This window comes from Catellatospora sp. IY07-71 (genome assembly GCF_018326265.1).
Taxonomy (GTDB): Bacteria; Actinomycetota; Actinomycetes; order Mycobacteriales; family Micromonosporaceae; genus Catellatospora.
This window is the reverse complement of the sequence record NZ_AP023360.1, coordinates 2606662-2627495: the sequence shown is the minus strand read 5'-3', so window position 1 is coordinate 2627495 and position 20834 is coordinate 2606662. Positions and strand designations below refer to the sequence as shown.

Below are 20834 nucleotides of genomic sequence, written 5' to 3'. Positions count from 1 at the left end.
TCGTCAGTACGAGCGGGCCAGGATGGCGGTCAGGTCGGGCTCGTCCTGGGAGGCCGGGATCGAGCCGTCGGCCCGGTACAGGCAGCGCACCGTGACGGCGCGCTCGTTGGCCAGCGCCTCGCCGTCCACGCCGACCTGCGACCACGGGATCCGCGCCCAGCCGGTCGCCGCCGCCTCGAACGCCTCGTCCAGCGTGGACACGTCCACGGTGTTGTTCTCGCGGCGCGCCAGCGCCTCGTCGTACAGCGCCTTCTGGTCGGCCTCCAGCGCAGCGGTCACCGCGCCGACGGCCTCGCCCAACGCGAGCGGGGTCTTCGAGCCGTCGAAGCGGCGCACCAGCACGACGCGGCCCTCGGCCAGGTCGCGCGGGCCGACCTCGACCCGGACCGGGTAGCCCTTCAGCTCGGCGTCCACGGCGCGGCGGCCGAACGGGGTGTCCACCCGGTCGTCCAGCTTCACCCGGACCCCGGCGGCGGCCAGGTCGTCGACGAGCGCGCGGGCCGCGGCCGTGATCGAGCCGTCGGTCTCCTTGACCACGGTGACCAGCGCCTGGATCGGCGCAAGCGCGGGCGGGATGCGCATGCCGCTGTCGTCGCCGTGGCACATGATCAGGCCGCCGAGCATGCGGGTCGAGGTGCCCCAGGACGTGGTCCAGGCGTGCTCGCGGGTGCCCGCCTGCGACGAGAAGCCGATGTCGAACGCCTTGGCGAAGTTCTGGCCGAGCTCGTGCGAGGTGCCCATCTGCAGCGCCTTGCCGTCGCCCATCATCGCCTCCAGCGTGTACGTGCTGGTGGCGCCCGCGAAGCGCTCGCGGTTGGTCTTGCGGCCCAGCACGACCGGGATGGCGAGCAGGTCACGCATGTGGCGCTCGTACACCTCGTGGTGGATCTTCAGGGTGTAGGCCTTGGCGTCGGCCTCGGTGGCGTGCGCGGTGTGGCCCTCCTGCCAGAGGAACTCCGACGTGCGCAGGAAGACGCGCGGGCGCATCTCCCAGCGGACCACGTTGGCCCACTGGTTGAGCAGCAGCGGGAGGTCCCGGTACGAGTCGACCCACTTGGCCATGAACTCGCCGATCACGGTCTCGCTGGTGGGGCGCACCACGACCGGCTCGGACAGCTGCTTGCCGCCGCCGTGGGTGACCACCGCCAGCTCGGGCGAGAAGCCCTCGACGTGCTCGGCCTCGCGTTTGAGGTAGCTCTCCGGGATGAACAGCGGGAAGTACGCGTTCTCCGCGCCCGCCGCCTTGATCCGGGAGTCCATGTCGGCCTGCATCCGCTCCCAGATGGCGTACGCCGTCGGTCGGATGACCATGGTGCCCCGGACCGGGCCGTTGTCGGCCAGCTCAGCCTTGGAGATCAGGTCCTGGTACCAGCGGGGAAAGTCCTCCGCCCGGGGAGTGAGCACGCGTGCCATAGCGCGTCATCCTACTGACCTCCCGACCCGCGCCTCCCCGCAGCCCGCCCGTGTCCGCCGTGATCGTCCGACTTGCCAGGCACATGGGCGTATGCGCGGCCGAGATACGCACATCTGCCAGGCAAGTCGGACGATCACGGCGGGCCGCGGCGCGGCGGGCGGGGCGGCGGCGGCGGCGGCGGGTCAGCGGACCACGCGGCCGCGGAGGACGATGCGCTGCGGGACGAGGAGGGCGCGCAGGTCGGCGCGGGGGTCGTCGGCGTAGACGACCAGGTCGGCGAGGCCGCCCTCGACCAGGCCGGGGAAGCCCAGCCAGGCGCGGGCCCGCCAGGTGCCGGCGGCCAGCACGTCCTCGGCGCGCATGCCGGCGGCGTGCAGCCGCAGCATCTCCTGGGCGGCCAGGCCGTGCGTGATGCCGCCGCCCGCGTCCGAGCCCACGAAGATCGGCACCCCGGCCTCGTACGCCGCCGACACCACGCCCGGGAACCGGTCCCGCAGCGCCCGCATGTGCTTGGCGTACCCCGGGAACTTGGCCTCGGCCTTCTCCGCGATGTGACCGAACGTCTCGATGTTGATCATCGTCGGGACCAGGGCGGTGCCCTGCCGCGCCATCAGGTCGAGCACGTCGGTGGACAGGCCGGTGCCGTGCTCCACGCAGTCGATCCCGGCCCGCACCAGCGTGGCCACGCTCGACTCCTCGAAGCAGTGCGCGGTGATCCGCGCCCCGGCCGCGTGCGCGGCGTGCACTGCGGCGGTCAGCGTCGCCTCGTCCCAGGCCGGGGCCAGGTCACCGCGGTCGCGGTCGATCCAGTCGCCGACCAGCTTCACCCAGCCGGTGCCCGCGGCCGCTTGGCGGGTCACCTCCGCGGCCACCTCGGCGGCGGGCACCTCCACCCCGATCGCGGGCAGGTACCGGCGCGGCGGCGCGACGTGGCGGCCCGCGCGGGCCAGCCGCGGCATGTCGGGGGCGTCGTCGAGCTCGGCGTACGGGAACGGCGAGCCCGCGTCCCGGATCGCCAGCACCCCGGCGTCCCGGTCCATCGCGGCCAGCTCCCGCGCCTGCGCCACGCTCTCCACCGGCGCGCCGCCGGGCGCGATGCCGATGTGGCAGTGCGCGTCCACCAGGCCCGGCAGGACGTACCCACCGGTGCTGACCGTCTCGGCCCCGGGCACCGGCGTCAGGGTGACCCGGTCCCCGACCAGCCAGATGTCACGAACCTCGTCGTCGGGGAGCACCACGCCCCGCACGTGCAGCGCCGTCGCCATGCTGGCACTGTCCCACACCGATGGCGCGCGATGGCTAGGGTGTGCGCCATGCCGCCCCTGCCTCGCCTGCGCTGGTACGCCGTCGGCTTCGCGCTGCTCGCCTGCGGGCTGCGGTTCGCGGCGCCCTACTCGTGGGGCCTGCTGGCGGAGGACGCCTACCCGCTGCCCGCGTTCCTGGTCGAGCTGCTGCTGCCGCTGGCGCTGGCGGTGTTGCTGCCGTTCGGCGGTTACCACCTGGTGATCCGGCGGTATGCGCGGCCGCCCGCCACGTTCACCGCGACGCCGGACGGCTTCGTCGCGCCGAACGCGCCGCAAGGCGGCCATCGGGCCATCGCGGCCGGGTTCCTGCTCGGCAGCATCCCGGTGACGGAGGCCGGGCCGGGTGGCCGGGTGCTGGTGACCGATCCGGTGCTGCTGGGCATGAGCGCGGTGCTCACCGCCGCGTGCCTCGCGCTCGCGGTATGGGGGCTGTGGCACGGTCCCCGCGTCCGCCTGACCCCGGCGGGCGTGGAAGTGCGGCTGCCGCGCACCCGGCGGTACGGCTGGGACACGCTCGCGCCCGGCGGTCCGCCCGCCCCCACACCGAAGCAGCGGGAGCTCGGGCTCGCGGTCGCCCGACCGGACGGCTCCTACCAGATGAAGATCATCAGCTTCCGCGAGGCCTACGTCGACGGCACCTTCCTGGCCGCGGCGATCCGCCATTACGCCGAGCACCCCGCGCACCGGGCCGCCATCGGCACCGTGGCCGAGTTGCACCGGCTGCGGGACGCGCTCGGCATCGCCGACGGCCTCGCCGAAGCGCAGCTGCTGCCGGGGAGCACCGTGGAGCCCGGCGCCTGACCCGCAGCACCGTCACCCGGAAGTGTCGCCGATCCGGTTGATCGATCGCGACGGCTTGCCTTGTTCGAACATGTGTTCGATAATGGAGTCAGGCGCGGGGCGCCGGCGCAGCTGAGTGATGGCAGTCAGCATCTGCGTCGGCGCCTCCCCGACTGCATGCATCGATCCCATGCAGAAGACGAAGATCGCCACCTCGGGGCCGGGGTCGGGGGGTGACCGGTTGCGGACCCTGAGGTGGCGATCTTTTCGTCGAGCTACTTGTTCTTGTCGTCGTCGCGGCGGGTCAGCTTGCCGAAATCGAGCTTCGGCGCCTTGAACGGGCTGCCGCCGCCCATCTGCTGCTCCAGCGCCGCCGGGTCCATGCCCGGGGGCAGCTGCGGCATGCCGGGCATACCGCCGGGCAGGCCGGCCGGGAAGCCGCCGCGCGGGCCGCCGCCGCCCTTGGTGCCCTTGCGCTTGTTCTTCGGCGACTTGGTGGCCTTGCGGCGCCCGCCGCCGGGCAGGCCCATCATGCCGCCCATCTGCTTCATCATCTTCTGCGCCTGCTCGAAGCGGTTGAGCAGCTGGTTCACGTCGGTGACGGTGACGCCGGAGCCACGCGCGATACGCGCCCGGCGCGAGCCGTTGAGGATCTTCGGGGTGGCGCGCTCGCCCGGGGTCATCGAGCGGATGATCGCGGTGACCTTGTCGAAGTGGCTGTCGTCAAGCTCGGCGAGCTGGTCCTTCATCTGGCCCATGCCGGGCATCATGCCGAGCAGGTTGGCGATCGGGCCCATCCGCCGGACGGCGATCAGCTGGTCCAGGAAGTCCTCCAGCGTGAACTGCTCGCCACCGAGCAGCTTCGCCGTCATCTTCTCCTTCTGCTCCTCGTCGAAGGCCTGCTCGGCCTGCTCGATGAGGGTCAGCACGTCGCCCATGCCGAGGATGCGGCTGGCCATCCGGTCGGGGTGGAAGACGTCGAAGTCCTCCAGCTTCTCGCCGGTGGACGCGAACAGGATCGGCTGGCCGGTGACCTCGCGCACCGACAGCGCGGCACCGCCGCGGGCGTCGCCGTCGAGCTTGGAGAGCACGACACCGGTGATGCCCACGCCGTCGCGGAACGCCTCGGCCGTGGCGACCGCGTCCTGGCCGACCATCGCGTCGATGACGAAGATGACCTCGTCCGGGTTGACCGCGTCGCGAATCGAGGCGGCCTGCGCCATCATCTCGGTGTCGATACCGAGCCGGCCCGCCGTGTCGACGATCACGATGTCGCGCATGTGGCGGCGGGCGTGCTCGATCGAGTCCTTGGCGACCTGCACCGGGTCGCCGACGCCGTTGCCCGGCTCCGGCGCGTACACCTCGACGCCGGCGCGCTGGCCGAGGACCTGCAGCTGGTTCACCGCGTTCGGGCGCTGGAGGTCGGCCGCGACGAGCAGCGGCTGGTTGCCCTGCGCCTTGAGCCAGCGGGCCAGCTTGCCGGCCAGGGTGGTCTTACCGGAACCCTGCAGACCGGCCAGCATGATCACGGTCGGCGGCTGCTTGGCGAACTGGAGCCGCCGGGCCTGGCCGCCCAGCACCGCGACCAGCTCCTCGTGCACGATCTTGATGATCTGCTGCGCCGGGTTGAGCGCCTGCGACACCTGCGCGCCGCGCGCCCGCTCCTTGAGCCGGAAGATGAAGGCCTTCACCACCGGCAGCGCGACGTCCGCCTCCAGCAGCGCCAGCCGGATCTCGCGGGCGGTGGCGTCCACGTCGGCGTCGGTGAGCCGGCCCTTGCTCCGCAGCTTGGAGAAGATGCCGGAGAGCCGGTCGCTCAGGGTGTCAAACACAGCGCAACATCCCCAATTGGTCGATTTCGGGTGGGTCGAGTGCCGAGAGGCAGCCCTGGTAAGGGTAGCCGCTGCCGCCCCGCCCCCATCCCACCGCCGCCCGATCCCGCATACCCCCGCCGATCCGCCCCAATCCCACCGCCCCGCCGGGCACCGCAAGCTCGCCGCCGCCACGGCCCCACGGCCAGCCCCACCCACCGCGAAGATCGGCGTTTCGTGTCGAAACCTATGCCTGGACCACACCTTTCGACACGAGACCGCGATCTTCGCGGAGTAGGGGACGTGTGGGGTGGTCGAGAGGTCAGACGGCCGCCAGGACGGCCGCCTCCACCGCGTCGCGGTCGACGTCGCCGACCAGGTAGAACGCGTCCACCACGTCGGCGCCGAGGGTGGACACGCGGGCCGTCCGGACGTCCACACCGAGCGCGGCCAGCGCCGAGGTGACCCGGTAGAGCAGGCCCGGCGCGTCGGTGGCCCGCAGCTCCAGCAGCGTCGCCCCGGTCGCCTCGCCCCAGATCACCCGGGGCTCGGCCCCGGCGGGCCGCTTCCCGCCCCCGTTGCCGAGCCGGCGCGGCAGGGGCAGCTGGTCCAGCCCCACCCGGCGCAGGTCGGCCGCGAGCAGCTCCCGATCCGGCGGCGTGCCGTACCGGTTGTTCACCGCGCACTCGATGATCGCCCGCTCGCCGATGGTCGACGAGCCGGCCGCGACGATCTCCAGCTTGTGCGTGGCGAGGCATCCGGCGACCGCGGCGAGCAGCCCGACCCGGTCGCGGGCGGCCAGCGCCACCCAGTCGTCGGCGACCTGGACCACGGGCAGCGGCCCGGCCAGCAGCGCCGGGTCGGGCGGGGTGGGCTCGGGCAGCGGCCCGCCGCCGAGGACCTTGCGTACGCGGTGGCACAGGTCGTCGATGAGCTTCGACTTCCACGCCGACCACGCGCCGGGGCCGGTCGCCGCGGCGTCCGAGCGGGCGAGCATCTGCAGCAGTTCGAGCGTGCCGGCGTCACCGACGAGCTTGGCGACGTGGTTGATGGTGGCCGGGTCGTCGAGGTCGCGCCGGGTTGCCGTGTCGGGCAGCACCAGGTGGTAGCGGACCAGGGTGGCGATGGTGTCGACGTCGGCGGGCGGCAGGCCGATCGCGGCCGCCATCTCGCGGGCCAGGTCGGCGCCGACCTCGCTGTGGTCGCCGGGCAGGCCCTTGCCGACGTCGTGCAGCAGCGCGCCGAGCACCAGCAGATCGGGCCGGGCCACCTCGCGCGACCAGCGGGAGGCGTTCGCGGCGGCCTGGACGAGGTGCCGGTCGAGGGTGAAGCGGTGCACCGGGTGGTGCTGCGGGGTGCCGCGCAGGCGGGTCCACTGCGGCAGCCAGGCCGAGGTGAGCCCGAACCGGTCGCACGCCTCCCAGGCGGTGACCAGGCCGGTGCCGGCGCCGAGCAGGGTCAGCAGCGCGGTGCGCGCGGCGGGCGGCCACGGGGTGGGCAGCGGCGGGCAGAACCGGGCGAGCCATTCCAGGGTGGCCCGTGCGATGGGCATCTGGTGCTGCGCGGCGGCGGCCGCGACCCGCAGCGACAGCGACGGGTCGGGGTGCGGGCCGACGGCGGCGCGGGCCAGCACGATCTCCCCGTCCACGGCGACGACGTCGCGGGCCACGGGGCGACGTACGGACGACGCCTCGCGGGCGCGCGGATCGCCGTTGCGTACCGCTGCGGCGTGCCAGCGCTGCACGGAGCGCCACGCGTCGGTGAGGGACCAGGCGACGGTACGCGCGTCGAGCCCGACCCGGCGCAGCAGCGCGTCGCCGTCGGACAGGCCGAGCAGCTCCGCCACCTGCAGGCGCTCCTCGGCGCGCAGCCGGTCGTTGCGCCGCCCGATGCTGACGTGCAGCGCGTCGCGTACGTCGAGCAGCCGGGTGGCGGCGGCGCGCACCTGCGGCGGGAGCGCGTCGGCGACCCCGGCGACGCCGATGCCGCGCAGCACGCCCACGTCGCGCAGGCCGCCCGCGGCCTCCTTGAGGTCGCCCTCCAGCAGGTACGCCAGCTCGCCGTGGGCGGCGTGGCGCTCCTCGACGAGTTCGCGCAGCCGCATGAGCTGGCGGCGGGCGGTGCGCCGCCACTGGTCCACGGCGGCGCGGGCGAGCTGGGCGGACAGCGCCGGGTCGCCGGCCACGTGGCGGGCGTCGAGCAGGCCGAGCGCGACCTTGACGTCGTCGTGGGCGGCGTCGAGGGACTCGGCGACGGTGCGGGTGGAGTGGTCCAGCCCCATCCGGGCGTCCCAGACGGGATACCACAGCGAGGCGGCCAGCTCGTCGACCCGCGGGACCCCGGCGTGCACCAGGATCAGGTCGAGGTCGCCGTGCGGGGTGCACTCGCGGCGGCCGAGCCCGCCGACCGCGACGAGGGCGACGCCGGGGGTGTCCGGCAGCAGCCGGTTGAGCCAGGCGTCCAGCGCGTCGGCACGGGCGCTGCGGGCGAGCGCGCCGACCGAGGCGGGATCACGTTGTGCCAGGCGCGCATAGTCGGGCCCGGGGCCCGCCACGCTGTCCGATGCGGAAGTCGCGACGTTCCCCGGGCCCATCTTTCCTACTCTCCGTTTGTCAGAGCGCGTCGAGACCGCGCTCGCCGGTGCGGACGCGGACCACCTCGGAGACCTCGGTGACCCACACCTTCCCGTCGCCGATCTTGCCGGTCCGGGCGGCGGTGACGATGGAGTCGACGACCTTCTCCACGTCCAGCTCGTCCGTGACCACCTCGATGCGGATCTTCGGCAGGAACTCCACCGTGTACTCGGCACCCCGGTACACCTCGGTGTGGCCCTTCTGCCGGCCGTAGCCCTGTACCTCGCTGACGGTCAGGCCCGCGACGCCCATGGCGTGCAGCGCCTCCTTGACCGCGTCCAACTGGTACGGCTTGATGACGGCGGTGACCAGCTTCATGCTCAACCCCTCCATCAGGGAACCTTAGCCGGACACCTTCTCGGTGGCCGGAGCCGTCTCTTCTTCCACATCGGCCTTCGGGGCCTTGGGCGTACCGGCACCGATGCCGGCCAGCGCGAAGGCACCCGCGGCACCGCCGCCGGTCGAGGGCGACAGGTCGTACCCGCTCTCGGCGTGCTCGACCACGTCGATGCCCTCCACCTCGGCCTCGGGCGACAGCCGGAAGCCGATGGTCTTGTCGATCACGAAGGCGAGGATGCCCGCGACCACGAACGAGAAGACCGTCACGATGCCGCTGGCCAGGGCCTGACGGCCGAGCTGGGTCGCCCCGCCGCCGTAGAAGAGGCCGTCCTGGCCGCCCAGCGTGGTGATGAAGGAGTTCAGCTCGGTGCTGGCGAACAGACCGATGAACAGCGAGCCGATCCAGCCGCCGACGAAGTGCACGCCGACCACGTCGAGCGAGTCGTCGTAGCCGAGCTTGTACTTCAGGCTCACCGCCAGGGCGCAGACCGCACCGGCGACCAGGCCGAGCAGCACGGCCGGCAGGGTCGGGATGAAGCCGCAGGCCGGGGTGATCGCGACCAGACCGGCGACCGCGCCGGAGGACGCACCCACCAGGGTGGGCTTGCCGTCACGGATCCACTCGATGATGAGCCAGCCGAGCAGACCGGCCGCCGTGGCGACCTGGGTGTTCAGGAACGCGACGCCGGTGATGGCGTCGACGGTCAGCTCCGAGCCCGCGTTGAACCCGAACCAGCCGAACCACAGCAGACCGGCGCCCAGGGCGACGAACGGCACGTTGTGCGGCTTGAACTTGTCCTTCGGCCAGCCGATGCGCTTGCCGAGCACGAGCGCCACCGCCAGCGCCGCGGCACCGGCGTTGATGTGCACCGCCGTACCACCGGCGAAGTCGAGCGCGAAGATCTTGGCGCCGATGAAGCCGCCACCCCACACCCAGTGCGCGACCGGGATGTAGACCAGGGTGACCCACGCGAAGGCGAAGACCAGCCAGCCGGCGAACTTCGCGCGGTCCGAGATGGCACCGCTGATCAGGGCGACCGTGATGATGGCGAACATCATCTGGAAGATGGCGAAAACGTAGGTCGGGATGCCCGTCGACGCGCCGGCCAGGAACCAGATCTCGCCGGTCTTGTCGATCGGCATCCCCAGGTACGTGGAGAAGTTGCCGATGACGGCGTTCAGGCCGGCGTCCTCGTTGGTGCCGAACGCGGCGGTGAAGCCGTAGACGACCCAGATGATCGAGACCAGCCCGATGGAGGCGAAGCTCATGATCATCATGTTGAGCACGCCCTTGGCACGGTTCAGGCCGCCGTAGAACAGCGCCAGACCCGGGGTCATGAGCAGCACCAGAGCGGACGAGACCAGCAGCCACGCAGCGTTACCGGTGTCGATCGTCGGTGGATCTTCAGCGAGCAGCACGCTGCCCTCCTAGGGTGAGTGGGTTCCTCCCTCCCAGCCACCGAGGTCGACCGGCGGGAGCGCCGCCATGTCCGCCCGGCCCGATCGCCGCAATGCCATCGGTGCTGGTTGGGAGGCAGCATCGCCATCCCCTGTTTCGCGCAATGACGCGGCTCGGTTTCCAGCGCGTCACGATCTGTTTCGTACGTGTGAAGAAATGTTCACACGTGAGGAGCCGATTCATGGCGCGTTTCAGCGCAGCGCGTGCTCCAGCGTGTACCGCTCGTAGTCAATCAGCCGAAGGTCGCGAAGCGGCCGCCGAAGGTGGCCCTTCTGCACGATCCGGACGAACGCCGGCTCCCCCGCCGTGGCGAGGCGGCGGATGCCCTCGACGTGGTCCACGATGCGCTTGCGGATGGTCCGCACCAGGCGGTGCCGGTCGCGCGGGATCAGCCCGTACGCGTCGGCGAACAGGCGCAGCCGGCGCGGGCGGTCCGGCCGGTGCCAGCCGAGCGTGATCGAGTCCCGGTCGCTGAAGATCGGCACCCAGGTCCACGCGGCGTAAGCCACGTCGTAGATGCGCGAGCCGGGCGAGGCCAGGTCGAAGTCGATCATCGCGAGGGTGCCGTCGGGCCGCCAGATGACGTTGTGCGGCGCGGCGTCGTGATGGCAGATGATCTCCGCGTCGGGCGGGGGCGGGCCGAACGAGCGCCACACCCCGCCCGCGGGCGTGCGGAAGCCCGCCTGCGCGTCGTGGAACATGCGCAGCATCGTCGCCACCGTGACCAGCGCCTCGTCGGTGACCCAGTGCGGGGCGAGCGGGTACTCCCCGCACTCGCCGGGCAGGTACGACAGCACCTCGCGGCCGTGCTCGTCCATGCCCAGGGCACGCGGGGACCCGGTGAAACCGGCGTACTCGAGATGGCGCAGCAGGGCGTGCACCGTGGGGGTCCACGGGCCGGCGTTGCGGCGCACCGTCTCGCCGACGCGGACCACCGTGCTGACGTTGCCGCCGCGCAGCGGTATCTCGGTCGGGTCCTGGAAAGGGGCTGTCACCATCGACTCTTCAGCGCTCGTCGCTCGTCACTCGTCACCCAGCAGCGCGGACACGAACTGCTGGGGATCGAAGGGGGCGAGGTCGTCCGGGCCCTCGCCCAGGCCGACCAGCTTGACCGGGATACCGAGAGCGCGCTGCACCGCGATCACGATACCGCCCTTGGCCGTGCCGTCCAATTTAGTGAGGACCACCCCGGTGACGTCGGCGACCTCGGTGAAGACCCGGGCCTGGCTCAGCCCGTTCTGACCGGCGGTCGCGTCCAGCACCAGCAGCGTCTCGGAGACCGGGCCGTGCTTCTCCACCACTCGCTTGATCTTGCCCAGCTCGTCCATCAGGCCGACCTTGTTCTGCAGGCGGCCCGCCGTGTCGATCAGCACCGTGTCGACACCCGCGTCGATGCCCTTCTTGACCGCGTCGAAGGCCACCGCCGCCGGGTCGCCGCCCTCGGGGCCGCGCACGACCTGCGCGCCCACCCGGGAGGCCCACGTGGCGAGCTGGTCGGCGGCGGCGGCGCGGAACGTGTCGGCCGCGCCCAGGACCACCGTGTGGCCGTCCGCCACCAGCACCCGGGCGATCTTGCCGCAGCTGGTGGTCTTGCCCGCGCCGTTCACCCCGACGACCAGGATCACCGACGGCTTGCCCTCCACCACGCCGGTGTGCAGCGAGCGGTCCAGCTTCGGGTCGAGCGCCTCGGTCAGTTCCTCGGCCAGCAGGCTGCGCAGGTCCGTCGCGGTGCGGGTGCCCAGCACCCGGGTGCGCTCGCGCAGCTTGGCCACGATCTCGGTGGTCGCCTGCACGCCCACGTCGGCGCTGATCAGGCTCTCCTCGACCTCGTCCCACGCGTCGTCGTCCAGGTGGTCGCGGGAGAGCAGGCCGAGCAGGCCCTTGCCGAAGACGTTCTGCGAGCGGGCCAGCCGGGCGCGCAGCCGCACCAGGCGGCCCGCGGTCGGCTCCGGCTGCTCGATCTCGGGCGCGACCGGCTCGGCCGGCACCGGCGGAGCCGGCGGCGCCTTCTCGACCGGCGGGGCCGGGGCGGGCGCCGGGACGACGGCGGGCTTCTCCACCGTCGGCGGCTCGGCGGCGGGCTTCTCGCCGACCGGTGTCTTCTCCTCCGGCTTGGGCGGCGCGAGCACGCTGGGCGGGATCTGCTCGCCGCGCTCGATGACGGGGCGCTCAGCCTGCTTCGTGCCCGCCTCGGGCGGCAGCACGGCACGGCGCGGCCGGCGCACGAGGAAGACCGTCAGCCCGGCCACGAGCAGCAGGGCGACGATCACGATCACGGGGACGAGCGCGTCTTTCATGACGGGCATCCTCTCAAATCCAGGGCCGCAGGGCGCACACCGGAGCCCGCGCGCGCCTTTTCGACACGACCGGACCTGGCCACCGCGCCTGCCATCCCGGAGGATGTGCGGCGTGGCGACCCTCCTGCTGGGCCCCCTGCTGCGCCGTATCGACGGCGACCAGGCGGTCATCTGGGTACAGACCGACCAACCCGCGCGGGTGACCGTGCGGGCCGCGGAGCACACCGTGACGTCGGACACGTTCGAGGCGTTCGGCGTCCATCTGGGGCTGGTGGTGCTGTCGCGGCTGCCGGTGGGTGCACACGCGTACGCCGTCGAACTCGACGGCGTGCCGGTCTGGCCGCTGCCGGAGTACCCACCCTCGGTGATCACCATTCGCGATCCCGGCGACGCCGACGCGGTGATCACGTTCGGCTCCTGCCGCGAGGCGTGCACGCGTACCCACGCCGCGGCCGGGCACGACCCGGACGCGCTGGAGGCGCTCGGGCAGCGGCTGCTCGACGCCGCCCGCGCCGGGCAGGCCCGCCTGCCGGACCTGCTGGCGCTGATCGGGGACCAGATCTACGCCGACAACCTCTCCGCGCCCACGGCGGGCTGGCTGGCCGGGCGGGAGCGCCCCGCGCAGGCGCCGCCGGACCACGTGGTCACCTTCGCCGAGTACGTGCACCTCTACCACGAGTCGTGGACCGAGCCGCCGGTGCGCTGGCTGCTGTCCACCGTGCCCAGCGTCATGATCTTCGACGATCACGAGATCATGGACGACTGGAACTCGTCGGCGGGCTGGCTGGAGTCCGTCCGGGCGCAGCCGTGGTGGGCCGAGCGCATCGTCGCCGGGCTCGCGTCGTACTGGCTCTTCCAGCACCTGGGCAACCTCACCCCGGCCCAGCTCGACGCCGACCCGGTGTGGGGCCGCATCCGGGCGGGCGAGGACGCCACGGCCGTGCTGACGGCGTTCGCCGAGCGGGTGTCCGTGCCCGCCGGGCCCGACGCCTACCCGTGGGGCTGCGTGGTCGACGTCGGGCGGACCCGGCTCATCCTGCTCGACTGCCGCGGCAACCGAGTGCTCGACGGCCCCGAGCGGCGCATGTGGCCGCAGGAACACTGGGACGCCCTGGCCGAGCAGACCCGCGCCGACTGTGACCACCTGGTGCTCGCCTGCTCGCTGCCCTGGCTGCTGGCGCCCACGGTGCACCACGGCGAGGCGGTCATCGAGGTGCTCGCGGCCAGGCACAGTGGGGCGATGGAGCGGCTGCGCCAGCACTACGACCTGGAGCACTGGGCCGCCGTCGGGCACTCCTTCGACGAGCTGACCGCGCTGATCGCGGCGGTGCGCGGGCCGGCCACGGTCAGCGTGCTCGGCGGCGACGTGCACCACTCGTACGTCGCCCGCGCCGCCATCCCGGGCGCGACCGCGGCCGTCCACCAGGTCACCTGCTCCCCGCTGCACCAGAGCATCAAGGGCGTCATGCGTACGCTGCTGCGCGTCGGCTGGTGGCGGGTGCTGTCCGGCCCGGCGGCGCTGGTCGCGCGGGCGTTCGGGGTGCCCCGCCCGGCCGTGCGCTGGCGCGCCCAGCACCCGCCGTACTTCGGCAGCGCCGTGGCCACCCTCACCCACCACGGCCGCACCGCCTCCGTCGTCATCGAGGGCACCGCCCCCGGCCCGGCCCTCTCCCCCGTCCTGCGTCACGAGCTCGCCTGACCCGCTCGACCGGCGCCGGCCCGCGGAAAGGTCATCCAGCAGGCTGGCGTCCAGCGGGTGAGGGCTACGGCAGCGGGGCCGGAGCCGGGGTGGAGTGGTCGTCGGAGACCAGGGTGACCCGGCCGTCGGCGTGCTGGACCGAGAGCAGCGTGCCGGGCGGGAGGGCGTCCAAGACGTCCGGCGGCAGCTGCACGGTGCCGTCACCGGCGATCACCGCGAACTCGCGGCCGTCGCGGCCCTCCGAGCCGACCCGGCCGTCACGGATGGTGACCGCACGGCCCAGCCGGGCGCCCACGTCGGGATCGTGGGTCACGGCGACGATCGTGGTGCCCCGCTCGGTGTTGACCGCCTCCAGCGCCGCGAGCACCTCGTCCCGCGCGCCCCGGTCCAGCTGGCTGGTGGGCTCGTCGACCAGCAGCAGGCCGGGCGAGCTGGCCATGCCGACCGCGATCGCGGCCCGCTGCGCCGCACCCGGCGGCAGGTCCTGCACCTTGCGGTGGCCGAAACCGGTGAGGCCGAGCAGGGCCAGGATGCGCTCCGGCGGCTCCAGGTCGGCGGGGCGCACGTGTGCGGCGCGGCGCTGGGCCAGCCACACGTTGCTCAGCACGGTGGCGTACGGCAGCAGGTTGCGCCGCGCCCCCTGCAGCACCACGCCGAGGTCCGTGCCGCGCAGCCGGGCCAGCTCGGCCTCGCTGATCCGGCCGATGTCCACCAGGCCGATCTGCACCCGCCCCGCGCTGGGCCGCATCAGCCCGGCGAGCAGCGCGATCAGGGTCGACTTGCCGGAGCCGGACGGGCCGACCAGCGCGACCCGCTCCCCCGGCGCGATGTCGAGGTCGACACCGGCCAGCGCGACCACGTCACCGCCCTCTGCGCGGTAGATGTGCACGACCCGGCGGCACACCACGGCCAGGCCGGTCAGGCTGGAGTTCTTCACGACGTCGCTCCCTCGTTCGCCCGGGCGGCCACTCTCGTGGCGAGCAGGCACGTTGTCAACAGGACCAGCACGGCCACGGCGATCGGCAGCGCGATCGCGGGGCTGGGCAGGTCCGGCGGCGGCACCAGGAACGGCCTGGCCACCCCGGGCAGCCGGGTGCCGGTCGGGGCGAACCCGCCGTCGGCGTACACCGGCACCACGCCGCGGGCCAGCGCCCACGATCCGGCCGCCGCCAGCAGGCCGATCACGGTGCCGGTGAGCACCAGGGCGAACCGGCCGCCCAGCGCGGCGCCGCGCAGCACCCGGCCGCGCACGCCCTGCCCGCGCAGCACGGCCAGCCCTTCGTCGGGATGCCCGCGTTCCAGCACGGCGGTGACCAGCAGCCCGCCCGCCGCGAACGCGACGCCGGTGAACGCCGCCGCGGCCAGGAACCACAGCGCCAGCGCGGGCGCCTGCTCGCGGTAGAGCTGCCAGCGGCCGTCGGCGGTCCGTTCCGACAGCACGGTCAGCCCGTTGGCCTCCAGCCGCGACACGATGTCGGCGGGCGCGTCGGCGGCCAGCCACACCTCGGGGTCGGGGGCGTCGCCCTCCTGGTTGAGGCGCATGTCGGCGTACTCGAGGTCGACCAGGGCGCCCTGGGCGCCGTGCCGGGGCACCAGGGACATGGTGCCCGCCCGCTCCACCGGCAGCCGGACCGTGCCGCCGTAGCCGAGCAGCACGTCCGGCAGGCGGCCCGCGGCCACCATGGGCAGCCGTTCGGGCGCGGTGTCGGGGAACACCCGCAGGTCCGGCGTCACCGTGGTGTCCACGCGGATCCGCAGGCCGCCGGGGGCGGGGTCGACCTCGGGCACCGGCCGGGCGGCGCTGGTCTCCGGCAGCCGCCAGTGGTGCCCGGCCAGCTCGGCCGCGCCGACCAGCACCTTGCCCGCCGGGTCGCGCAGGTCGCCGACGGTCAGGTCGAACCGGTAGCGGCCGCGGGTGAAGTGGTCGATCGCGACCTGCTTGAGCCGGCAGGGCGCCTGCGCGCAGGCCTCTGTCTTCACCCGGTACTGATGGGTGCCCGGCTGCAGCCGGTCGACGCGCACCTGGGACTGGCGTCCCTGCGCGGTGGCCAGGCGCAGGGTCAGGCCGGCGGTGGCAGCCGGGTCCAGCGCGTCGAGGGTGACGGTCACGTCGACCTCGGCCGCCTGCAGCGACAGTGACGTCACGGGAGCGGGCTTCAGCAGCCGAGCGGCCTCCTCAGGGCGCAGTGTGCCGTACGCCTGCGGCCACAGCGCCACCGCGGCCAACCGCGAGCTGTCCACCGCGAGCAGGGCCGTCTCGCTGTTCACGTTCATCTTCATGGTGGCCATGGCGTAGCGGCCCTGCGGGTCGGCGGCGCGTACCGCGCTGACCAGGCTCGTCGCGGGCACCGGCTCGACCGACAGCACCCGCTCCGCGCCGATCTGCACCTCCGCCCGCTGCGCCCACGCCTGCCCGGCCGTGTCACCGGCGGCGAGCGCGAAGCCCAGCAGGCCGAACACCACCGTCAGCAGCACCACGATCCAGTGCGTGCCGCCGCCGCGGGCCAGGGTCAGCGCCGCCAGACCGGTGCGCAGCCGGCCCTTGCGCAGCGCCCGGCGGCCCAGCCGCTCGGCGGGCAGCCCGATCAGGCGCGCGGCGACCAGGCCCAGACCCAGCCCGATGCAGAGCGGGGCGAGCAGGGCGATGCCACCCGACGCGGAGTCCCCGTCGTACACGGCCACCTGGTATCCGGCGACCAGCGCGAGCGCGCCGACCATCGCCTCGATGCCGCCGACCAGGCCGCGGCGCTTGCGTACCCGGGCGCGGCGCAGCAGCCCCAGCACCGGGGTGGTCAGCGCGCGCACCTGCGCGAGCATGCCCGCGGCCAGCGCGCCCAGCACCGCGACGGCGGTGTAGACGACGGAGGTGAGGTCCGGCTCCACGAGCGGGGCGCCCGGCAGCACGGCCAGCGCGAGCGCCGTGGTGACCGCGTACCCGATCAGGTAGCCGGGCACGATCGCGATCAGCACCGGCAGCGCCGTCTCCGCGGTGGCCAGCCACCACCGGGTCCGGGCGGGCACCCCGCGCAGCGCGGTGAGGCCCAGCTCCCCGCGGCGCTGCTCGACGCCCCCGGCGACCGCGATGAACAGCACCAGCCAGCACAGCAGCACCAGCGGCACGGCCGCCAGCAGCAGGCTGGAGCCCAGCTGCGCGGTCCCCCCGTCGAGGCGCTCGATCAGCTCGGGCAGGTCGCTGTCGGCGTTGTACCCACCGGCTGCCAGCTCCGCCTCGGCGTCCTCCAGCTCGGCGCGCAGCGTCTCCATGTCGGCGAACGCGGCCGGCGACGCGATGAGGTCGATGAGGCGCACCGTGTCCCGCTCGGCCGCGGCCAGGGTGCGCTCCGTGGCGAACAGCGCGGGGATGCGGTGGCCCACGAGCGGCTCGCGGTCGGCCCAGTACGGGTCGTCGCCGGCCGGGCGCTGGTAGATGCCGACGACGGTGAGCCGCAGCGGCCCCGCGCTGTCGTCCGGGCCCGCCGTGGCGGGCGGCGACAGTTCCAGGTCACGGCCCAGCTGCACGCCGATCCGGTCCGCGGTCTCCTGGCGCAGCACGACCTCGCGCTCGCCGGTGGCACACCGGCCCTTGACGATCACCAGGTGCTCGCACATGCCACTGCGCCAGGCCACGAAGGCCTGCGTCCGGTCGCGCTCGCCGGCGACGACCCCGTCCAGGACGCGGCCCTCGACGGTCTGGAAGCCGGGCACGTACGGCAGCGACGTCGGCTGCTGTCCATCCCGGAACTGCTCGGTGTCCTGCGCCGAGATCACCCGCTCGGCGACGGTCGCGGCGCCCAGCTCGACCTGCTGCAGCGACCGGGTGGCCGCCTGCTGGTAGAGCGGCCCGGCGGCGGCCGCGGCGGCGGCGGCCGCGGTGAGCACCAGGGTGATGACGGCCAGGCCGCGCCGCGCCCGCACCATCGCCCACAGCAGCGCCGTCACCGGGCCACCTCCTGCTTCCGTTCGGGTCGGGCACCGGCCGGGTCCGCCCCGGCCGTCTGCGCGGGCGGCCCGGCCGGGCCGCCGCCGTCGTCGCGGGCGGACCTGCCCGCCTGGGTGACACGGATCAGCGACCGGCCCGCCAGCAGCGCGGCGGACACCAGCACGGCCGCAGCCGCGAGCACCGCGGGCAGCACCACCAGCTGGTCCGGGCCCGGTGGCGGCAGGTCGCCGGATGAGGTCAGCATCGTGCGCGCCGGTCCGCTGAGCCCCCACGCGGCCAGTGCGGTGAGCGCGCCGACCGGGGCGGCGATCAGGATCATGGCGAGGTTGCCGATCCGGGCGGACCGGGCGGCGGCTCGGGCGGGCATACCCTGCAGGCGCAGCGCCGCCAGCTCGGCCGCGCGGTTGCGCCGGTCGGTCGCGGCCAGCACCATCGTCGCCAGCGCGACCAGCAGCACGCTGAGCACGGCGGCGGCCAGGTGCAGCCGCAGCGCCAGCCCCGCGCCCTGCTCCCGGTAGCCGGCGGCCAGCGTGGCCACGGTCTCGTCGCCCACCGGGACCAGCCCGTTGGCGCGCAGCCGGTCGACCGCGTCGGCGGGCGCCGCCGCGCTCAGCCAGACCTGCAGCTGCGCCGAGTTGTCCCGCGAGTCGCCGAGCCGGTCGGCGATGGGCAGATCGAACAGCAGTCCCCCGCCCGGCACGCCGGGCAGCGCCGGCATCACCCGGCGCGCGTCCACCGCCATGTCGACCGACGCGAGCACCTTGGCCGCACGGAGGTCCCTGGTGTGCGCCAGGGCCGCCGGGCCCGCGGCGACGACCGGCAGCGGCATCGGCGCGTCGTTGACGTGCAGGCGGATGTCGGTGCTGATGAACCGCGGGTCGGCCGGCTGGTAGTAGAGCGACACGTAGTCCGGACCGGGAATGACCGTCACCTCGGGCTCGGTGCCGAACCGGGGCCGCCAGCGCGACGCCGCCGCGATCGCCTGGCCCTCCAGCAGCGTGCGGTCCGGGCCGAGCTGCCGCAGCCGGTGCAGGTGCAGCCCGTCGGGGGAACGCGGGAAGCTCAGCCAGAACAGCCGGCAACCCGGCGCGGTGGCGCACTCCGGCAGCTCCAGGCGGTGGGTGGCCCTCCCGAGCGTCATCGGGATGTCCAGGCGGCCGGTGACCGGCTCGCCACGCGGTCCGACCAGGGCCACCGTCACTCGCATCGGGTTGGGCGAGTCGTCGACCACATCCACGTCGAACTCCAGCGCGCCGCCCGCCACGGTCACGGCGTCGCCGCCGGGCATCCGCAGCAGCGCGGCGAGCTCCGCGGGGGACGTGCCGCCGACCGGGTTCGCGACCGCGGCGAGCCGCTCGCTGTCCACCCCGATCAGCGTGCCGTCGGTCAGCTCCTGCCGGGTGGCGGCCATCGCCCAGGCCCCCTCCGGGTCGGCGCGGCGGACCGCGTCCACCAGCGCCGGCCGGGAGACGGCGAACACGGTCAGCACCCGGGGCGCGCCCAGGGTCAGCTCGGCGCGCTCGCGGGCGGCGCCGGCGGCCACGTCCCAGGCGCTCACGGTGTATCCGACCAGCGCCACCGCGACCACGGTCAGCGCGACCAGCCGGTCGGCCCCGGGCCGCCGCGCCACCTGCAGCGCCGCCAGCGCCGGAGCCAGCTTTCCGCGGTGCAGCCGGGAGGCGCCGTACGCGGTCGCGCCGCGCCGGACCAGGCGGGCGGTGAGCAGGCCGACCACGATCGCCAGCAGCAGCGGCACCAGCAGCGGCAGGCCGCCGGTCTGGTCGCCGGAGGCCAGCGACTGCCCGATCGCGGCCAGCGCGACCACGCCCACGGCCAGCTCGGTGAGCCCGACCTTGCCGCGCCGCCGGGTGGGCACCTGGCGCAGCGCCTCCACCAGCGAGCCGCCGTGCGCCCGCCGCTCGGCGATCGCCGCGCTGGCCATCACGACCAGCAGCGTCCCGCCCGCCGCGAGCAGCGCGGTGCGGTCCAGCATGATCTCCTGCGCGCGGGCGAACGTGGCCCAGGTCAGCAGGCGCACCATCAGCCAGCCCAGCAGCACGCCGAACGGCGCGGCCACCAGCAGCACCAGCGCGGTCGGGCCGAGGGCCAGCAGGGCGCGGTGCCGTGGCGGCACCCCGCGCAGCAGGCCGAGCGCCAGCTCGCCGCGGCGCTCGGCGGCGGTGTACCCGACGGCCATGAGCAGCACGAACCAGCAGACGACGAGCAGCTGCGCGGCGCCCAGCGGCGCGGCCAGGCCGAGCACCTCGCGGGCCTCCTGGATGCGCCGCAGCAGCCGCGGCAGGCCGTTGGAGATCATCGTGCCGGGCAGCCCGATCGCGGTGGGCAGCGCACCGGACAGGCGGTCCACGTCGTCGGCGCCGAACGCGGCGTCGGCGATCAGGTCGACGGTGGCCCGGACCCGCGTCGCGCCGAGCGCGTCGATCGTGGACTCCGCGGTGAACATCGGGTTGGAGACGCGCAGCGGCTGCGGGGTGAGGTCGTCGCGCCCGGCCCAGTAGGGGTCGTTCGCCGCGAGCGCCGCCGCCGGGTCGTACACCCCGGACACGCGCAGCGTGACGGGCTTCTCGGCCAGGTCGGGGTCGAAGCTCAGCTCGCTGCCGGCGGAGACCTTGAGGCGCTGCGCGGTCGCCTCGCTGAGCAGCACCTCGCCCTGCCCGGCGGGGCACGCGCCGGTGATCACCAGGTGCGCGCAGACTCCGGTGCGCGTGGTCACCGGGGCCTGCACCGCGTTCGCCACCGGGCCGGTCTCCGCGGTCTCCCCGGTCTGCCCGGCTCCCCCGGTCACCGTGCCGGGCACGAACGCCCCGGTGATCTCCGTCAGGCCGTGGTCGCCGATCTTCTCCAGCGCCTGGACGCGCAGCGACTCGACGGCGGACGCGTGCCCGCCCTCCACGGCGACCTCGGCGGTGAAGGTGACCGCCCGGTCCAGCGCCGTGGCCGAGCGCAGCTCCGCCGCGACGGCGGCCTTGTCGGCCGCGGTGGCGTAGAGCGGCGCCGCGGTGCCGGCGGCCACCGCGAGCACGGCCAGCACCGCCAGCGTGACGGCCTGGCTGCGGCGGCTGCCCAGCACGCCGAGCACCAAGCGAAGCATGTGGTGCCACCTCTCGGGACGTTCTACCGACCGGTTCACGCCTGGG

The 20834-nt window shown here is 74.2% G+C and carries 14 protein-coding genes; 2 read left to right on the top strand and 12 right to left on the bottom strand.

Annotated elements, in window-relative coordinates; translation table 11 throughout:
- Window positions 1–3: 3 nt before the first annotated feature.
- Both proS and CS0771_RS11845 read right to left on the bottom strand, forming a co-directional pair.
- The gene (gene proS / locus CS0771_RS11850) at window positions 4–1413 is read right to left on the bottom strand and encodes a proline--tRNA ligase (protein ID WP_212841026.1); all 1410 of its coding nucleotides are present in this window, start codon (window positions 1411–1413) and stop codon (window positions 4–6) included.
- Window positions 1414–1596: 183 nt separating this feature from the next.
- Window positions 1597–2679 carry an amidohydrolase family protein gene (locus CS0771_RS11845; protein WP_212841025.1) on the bottom strand — a complete coding sequence of 361 codons (1083 nt, stop codon included), beginning with the start codon at window positions 2677–2679 and terminating at the stop codon, window positions 1597–1599.
- A gap of 48 nt (window positions 2680–2727) precedes the next feature.
- Between CS0771_RS11845 and CS0771_RS11840 the strand changes: the two genes are divergently transcribed.
- The gene (locus tag CS0771_RS11840; RefSeq protein ID WP_212841024.1) at window positions 2728–3519 is read left to right on the top strand and encodes a hypothetical protein; all 792 of its coding nucleotides are present in this window, start codon (window positions 2728–2730) and stop codon (window positions 3517–3519) included.
- 12 nt (window positions 3520–3531) lie between these two features.
- On the opposite strand, the gene CS0771_RS11835 is transcribed toward CS0771_RS11840, so the two are convergent.
- From CS0771_RS11835 to ftsY, 7 genes are all read right to left on the bottom strand, one after another.
- Complete coding sequence (locus CS0771_RS11835) at window positions 3532–3711, bottom strand: hypothetical protein (RefSeq protein ID WP_212841023.1); 180 nt, start codon at window positions 3709–3711, stop codon at window positions 3532–3534.
- 62 nt (window positions 3712–3773) lie between these two features.
- Window positions 3774–5330 (bottom strand): signal recognition particle protein, encoded by a 1557-nt coding sequence (ffh, locus tag CS0771_RS11830; protein WP_212841022.1) that lies wholly within the window; start codon window positions 5328–5330, stop codon window positions 3774–3776.
- A gap of 301 nt (window positions 5331–5631) precedes the next feature.
- A complete protein-coding gene (locus tag CS0771_RS11825) occupies window positions 5632–7902 on the bottom strand; it encodes a [protein-PII] uridylyltransferase (RefSeq protein ID WP_212841021.1) in 2271 nt (756 codons plus the stop codon).
- A 19-nt stretch (window positions 7903–7921) separates the two neighbouring features.
- On the bottom strand, window positions 7922–8260 hold the full coding sequence (locus tag CS0771_RS11820) for a P-II family nitrogen regulator (RefSeq protein WP_166386781.1): 339 nt from the start codon (window positions 8258–8260) through the stop codon (window positions 7922–7924).
- Window positions 8261–8284: 24 nt separating this feature from the next.
- Entirely contained in the window at window positions 8285–9619 is a 1335-nt protein-coding gene (locus CS0771_RS11815; protein WP_244871341.1) for an ammonium transporter, read from the bottom strand.
- Between the two features lie 312 nt (window positions 9620–9931).
- Window positions 9932–10738 carry an aminoglycoside phosphotransferase family protein gene (locus CS0771_RS11810; RefSeq protein WP_203751177.1) on the bottom strand — a complete coding sequence of 269 codons (807 nt, stop codon included), beginning with the start codon at window positions 10736–10738 and terminating at the stop codon, window positions 9932–9934.
- Between the two features lie 24 nt (window positions 10739–10762).
- Complete coding sequence (ftsY, locus tag CS0771_RS11805) at window positions 10763–12037, bottom strand: signal recognition particle-docking protein FtsY (RefSeq protein ID WP_212841019.1); 1275 nt, start codon at window positions 12035–12037, stop codon at window positions 10763–10765.
- Window positions 12038–12149: 112 nt separating this feature from the next.
- On the opposite strand from ftsY, the gene CS0771_RS11800 reads away from it, so the two are divergent.
- Window positions 12150–13736: an alkaline phosphatase D family protein gene (locus tag CS0771_RS11800; RefSeq protein ID WP_244870737.1), complete on the top strand. Its 1587-nt coding sequence runs from the start codon at window positions 12150–12152 to the stop codon at window positions 13734–13736.
- A 64-nt stretch (window positions 13737–13800) separates the two neighbouring features.
- Here CS0771_RS11800 and CS0771_RS11795 read toward each other — a convergent pair whose 3' ends face one another.
- The 3 genes from CS0771_RS11795 to CS0771_RS11785 are packed head-to-tail and all read right to left on the bottom strand — an operon-like array spanning window position 13801 to window position 20788.
- On the bottom strand, window positions 13801–14658 hold the full coding sequence (locus CS0771_RS11795) for an ABC transporter ATP-binding protein (RefSeq protein ID WP_212845777.1): 858 nt from the start codon (window positions 14656–14658) through the stop codon (window positions 13801–13803).
- A gap of 11 nt (window positions 14659–14669) precedes the next feature.
- Window positions 14670–17675, bottom strand: a complete 3006-nt coding sequence (locus tag CS0771_RS11790) for an FtsX-like permease family protein (protein ID WP_212841017.1) — start codon at window positions 17673–17675, stop codon at window positions 14670–14672.
- Window positions 17672–20788: a hypothetical protein gene (locus CS0771_RS11785; protein WP_212841016.1), complete on the bottom strand. Its 3117-nt coding sequence runs from the start codon at window positions 20786–20788 to the stop codon at window positions 17672–17674. The genes CS0771_RS11790 and CS0771_RS11785 overlap by 4 nt, the downstream gene beginning before the upstream one ends.
- Window positions 20789–20834 lie beyond the last annotated feature (46 nt).

Excerpts from the sequence above, each read along its gene's own strand:
- proS (WP_212841026.1), bottom strand. The coding sequence starts at position 1,413 with ATGGCACGCGTGCTCACTCCCCGGGCGGAGGACTTTCCCCGCTGGTAC.
- CS0771_RS11845 (WP_212841025.1), bottom strand. The coding sequence starts at position 2,679 with ATGGCGACGGCGCTGCACGTGCGGGGCGTGGTGCTCCCCGACGACGAG.
- CS0771_RS11840 (WP_212841024.1), top strand. The coding sequence starts at position 2,728 with ATGCCGCCCCTGCCTCGCCTGCGCTGGTACGCCGTCGGCTTCGCGCTG.
- CS0771_RS11825 (WP_212841021.1), bottom strand. The coding sequence starts at position 7,902 with ATGGGCCCGGGGAACGTCGCGACTTCCGCATCGGACAGCGTGGCGGGC.
- CS0771_RS11820 (WP_166386781.1), bottom strand. The coding sequence starts at position 8,260 with ATGAAGCTGGTCACCGCCGTCATCAAGCCGTACCAGTTGGACGCGGTC.
- CS0771_RS11815 (WP_244871341.1), bottom strand. The coding sequence starts at position 9,619 with ATGACCCCGGGTCTGGCGCTGTTCTACGGCGGCCTGAACCGTGCCAAG.
- CS0771_RS11810 (WP_203751177.1), bottom strand. The coding sequence starts at position 10,738 with ATGGTGACAGCCCCTTTCCAGGACCCGACCGAGATACCGCTGCGCGGC.
- ftsY (WP_212841019.1), bottom strand. The coding sequence starts at position 12,037 with ATGAAAGACGCGCTCGTCCCCGTGATCGTGATCGTCGCCCTGCTGCTC.
- CS0771_RS11785 (WP_212841016.1), bottom strand. The coding sequence starts at position 20,788 with ATGCTTCGCTTGGTGCTCGGCGTGCTGGGCAGCCGCCGCAGCCAGGCC.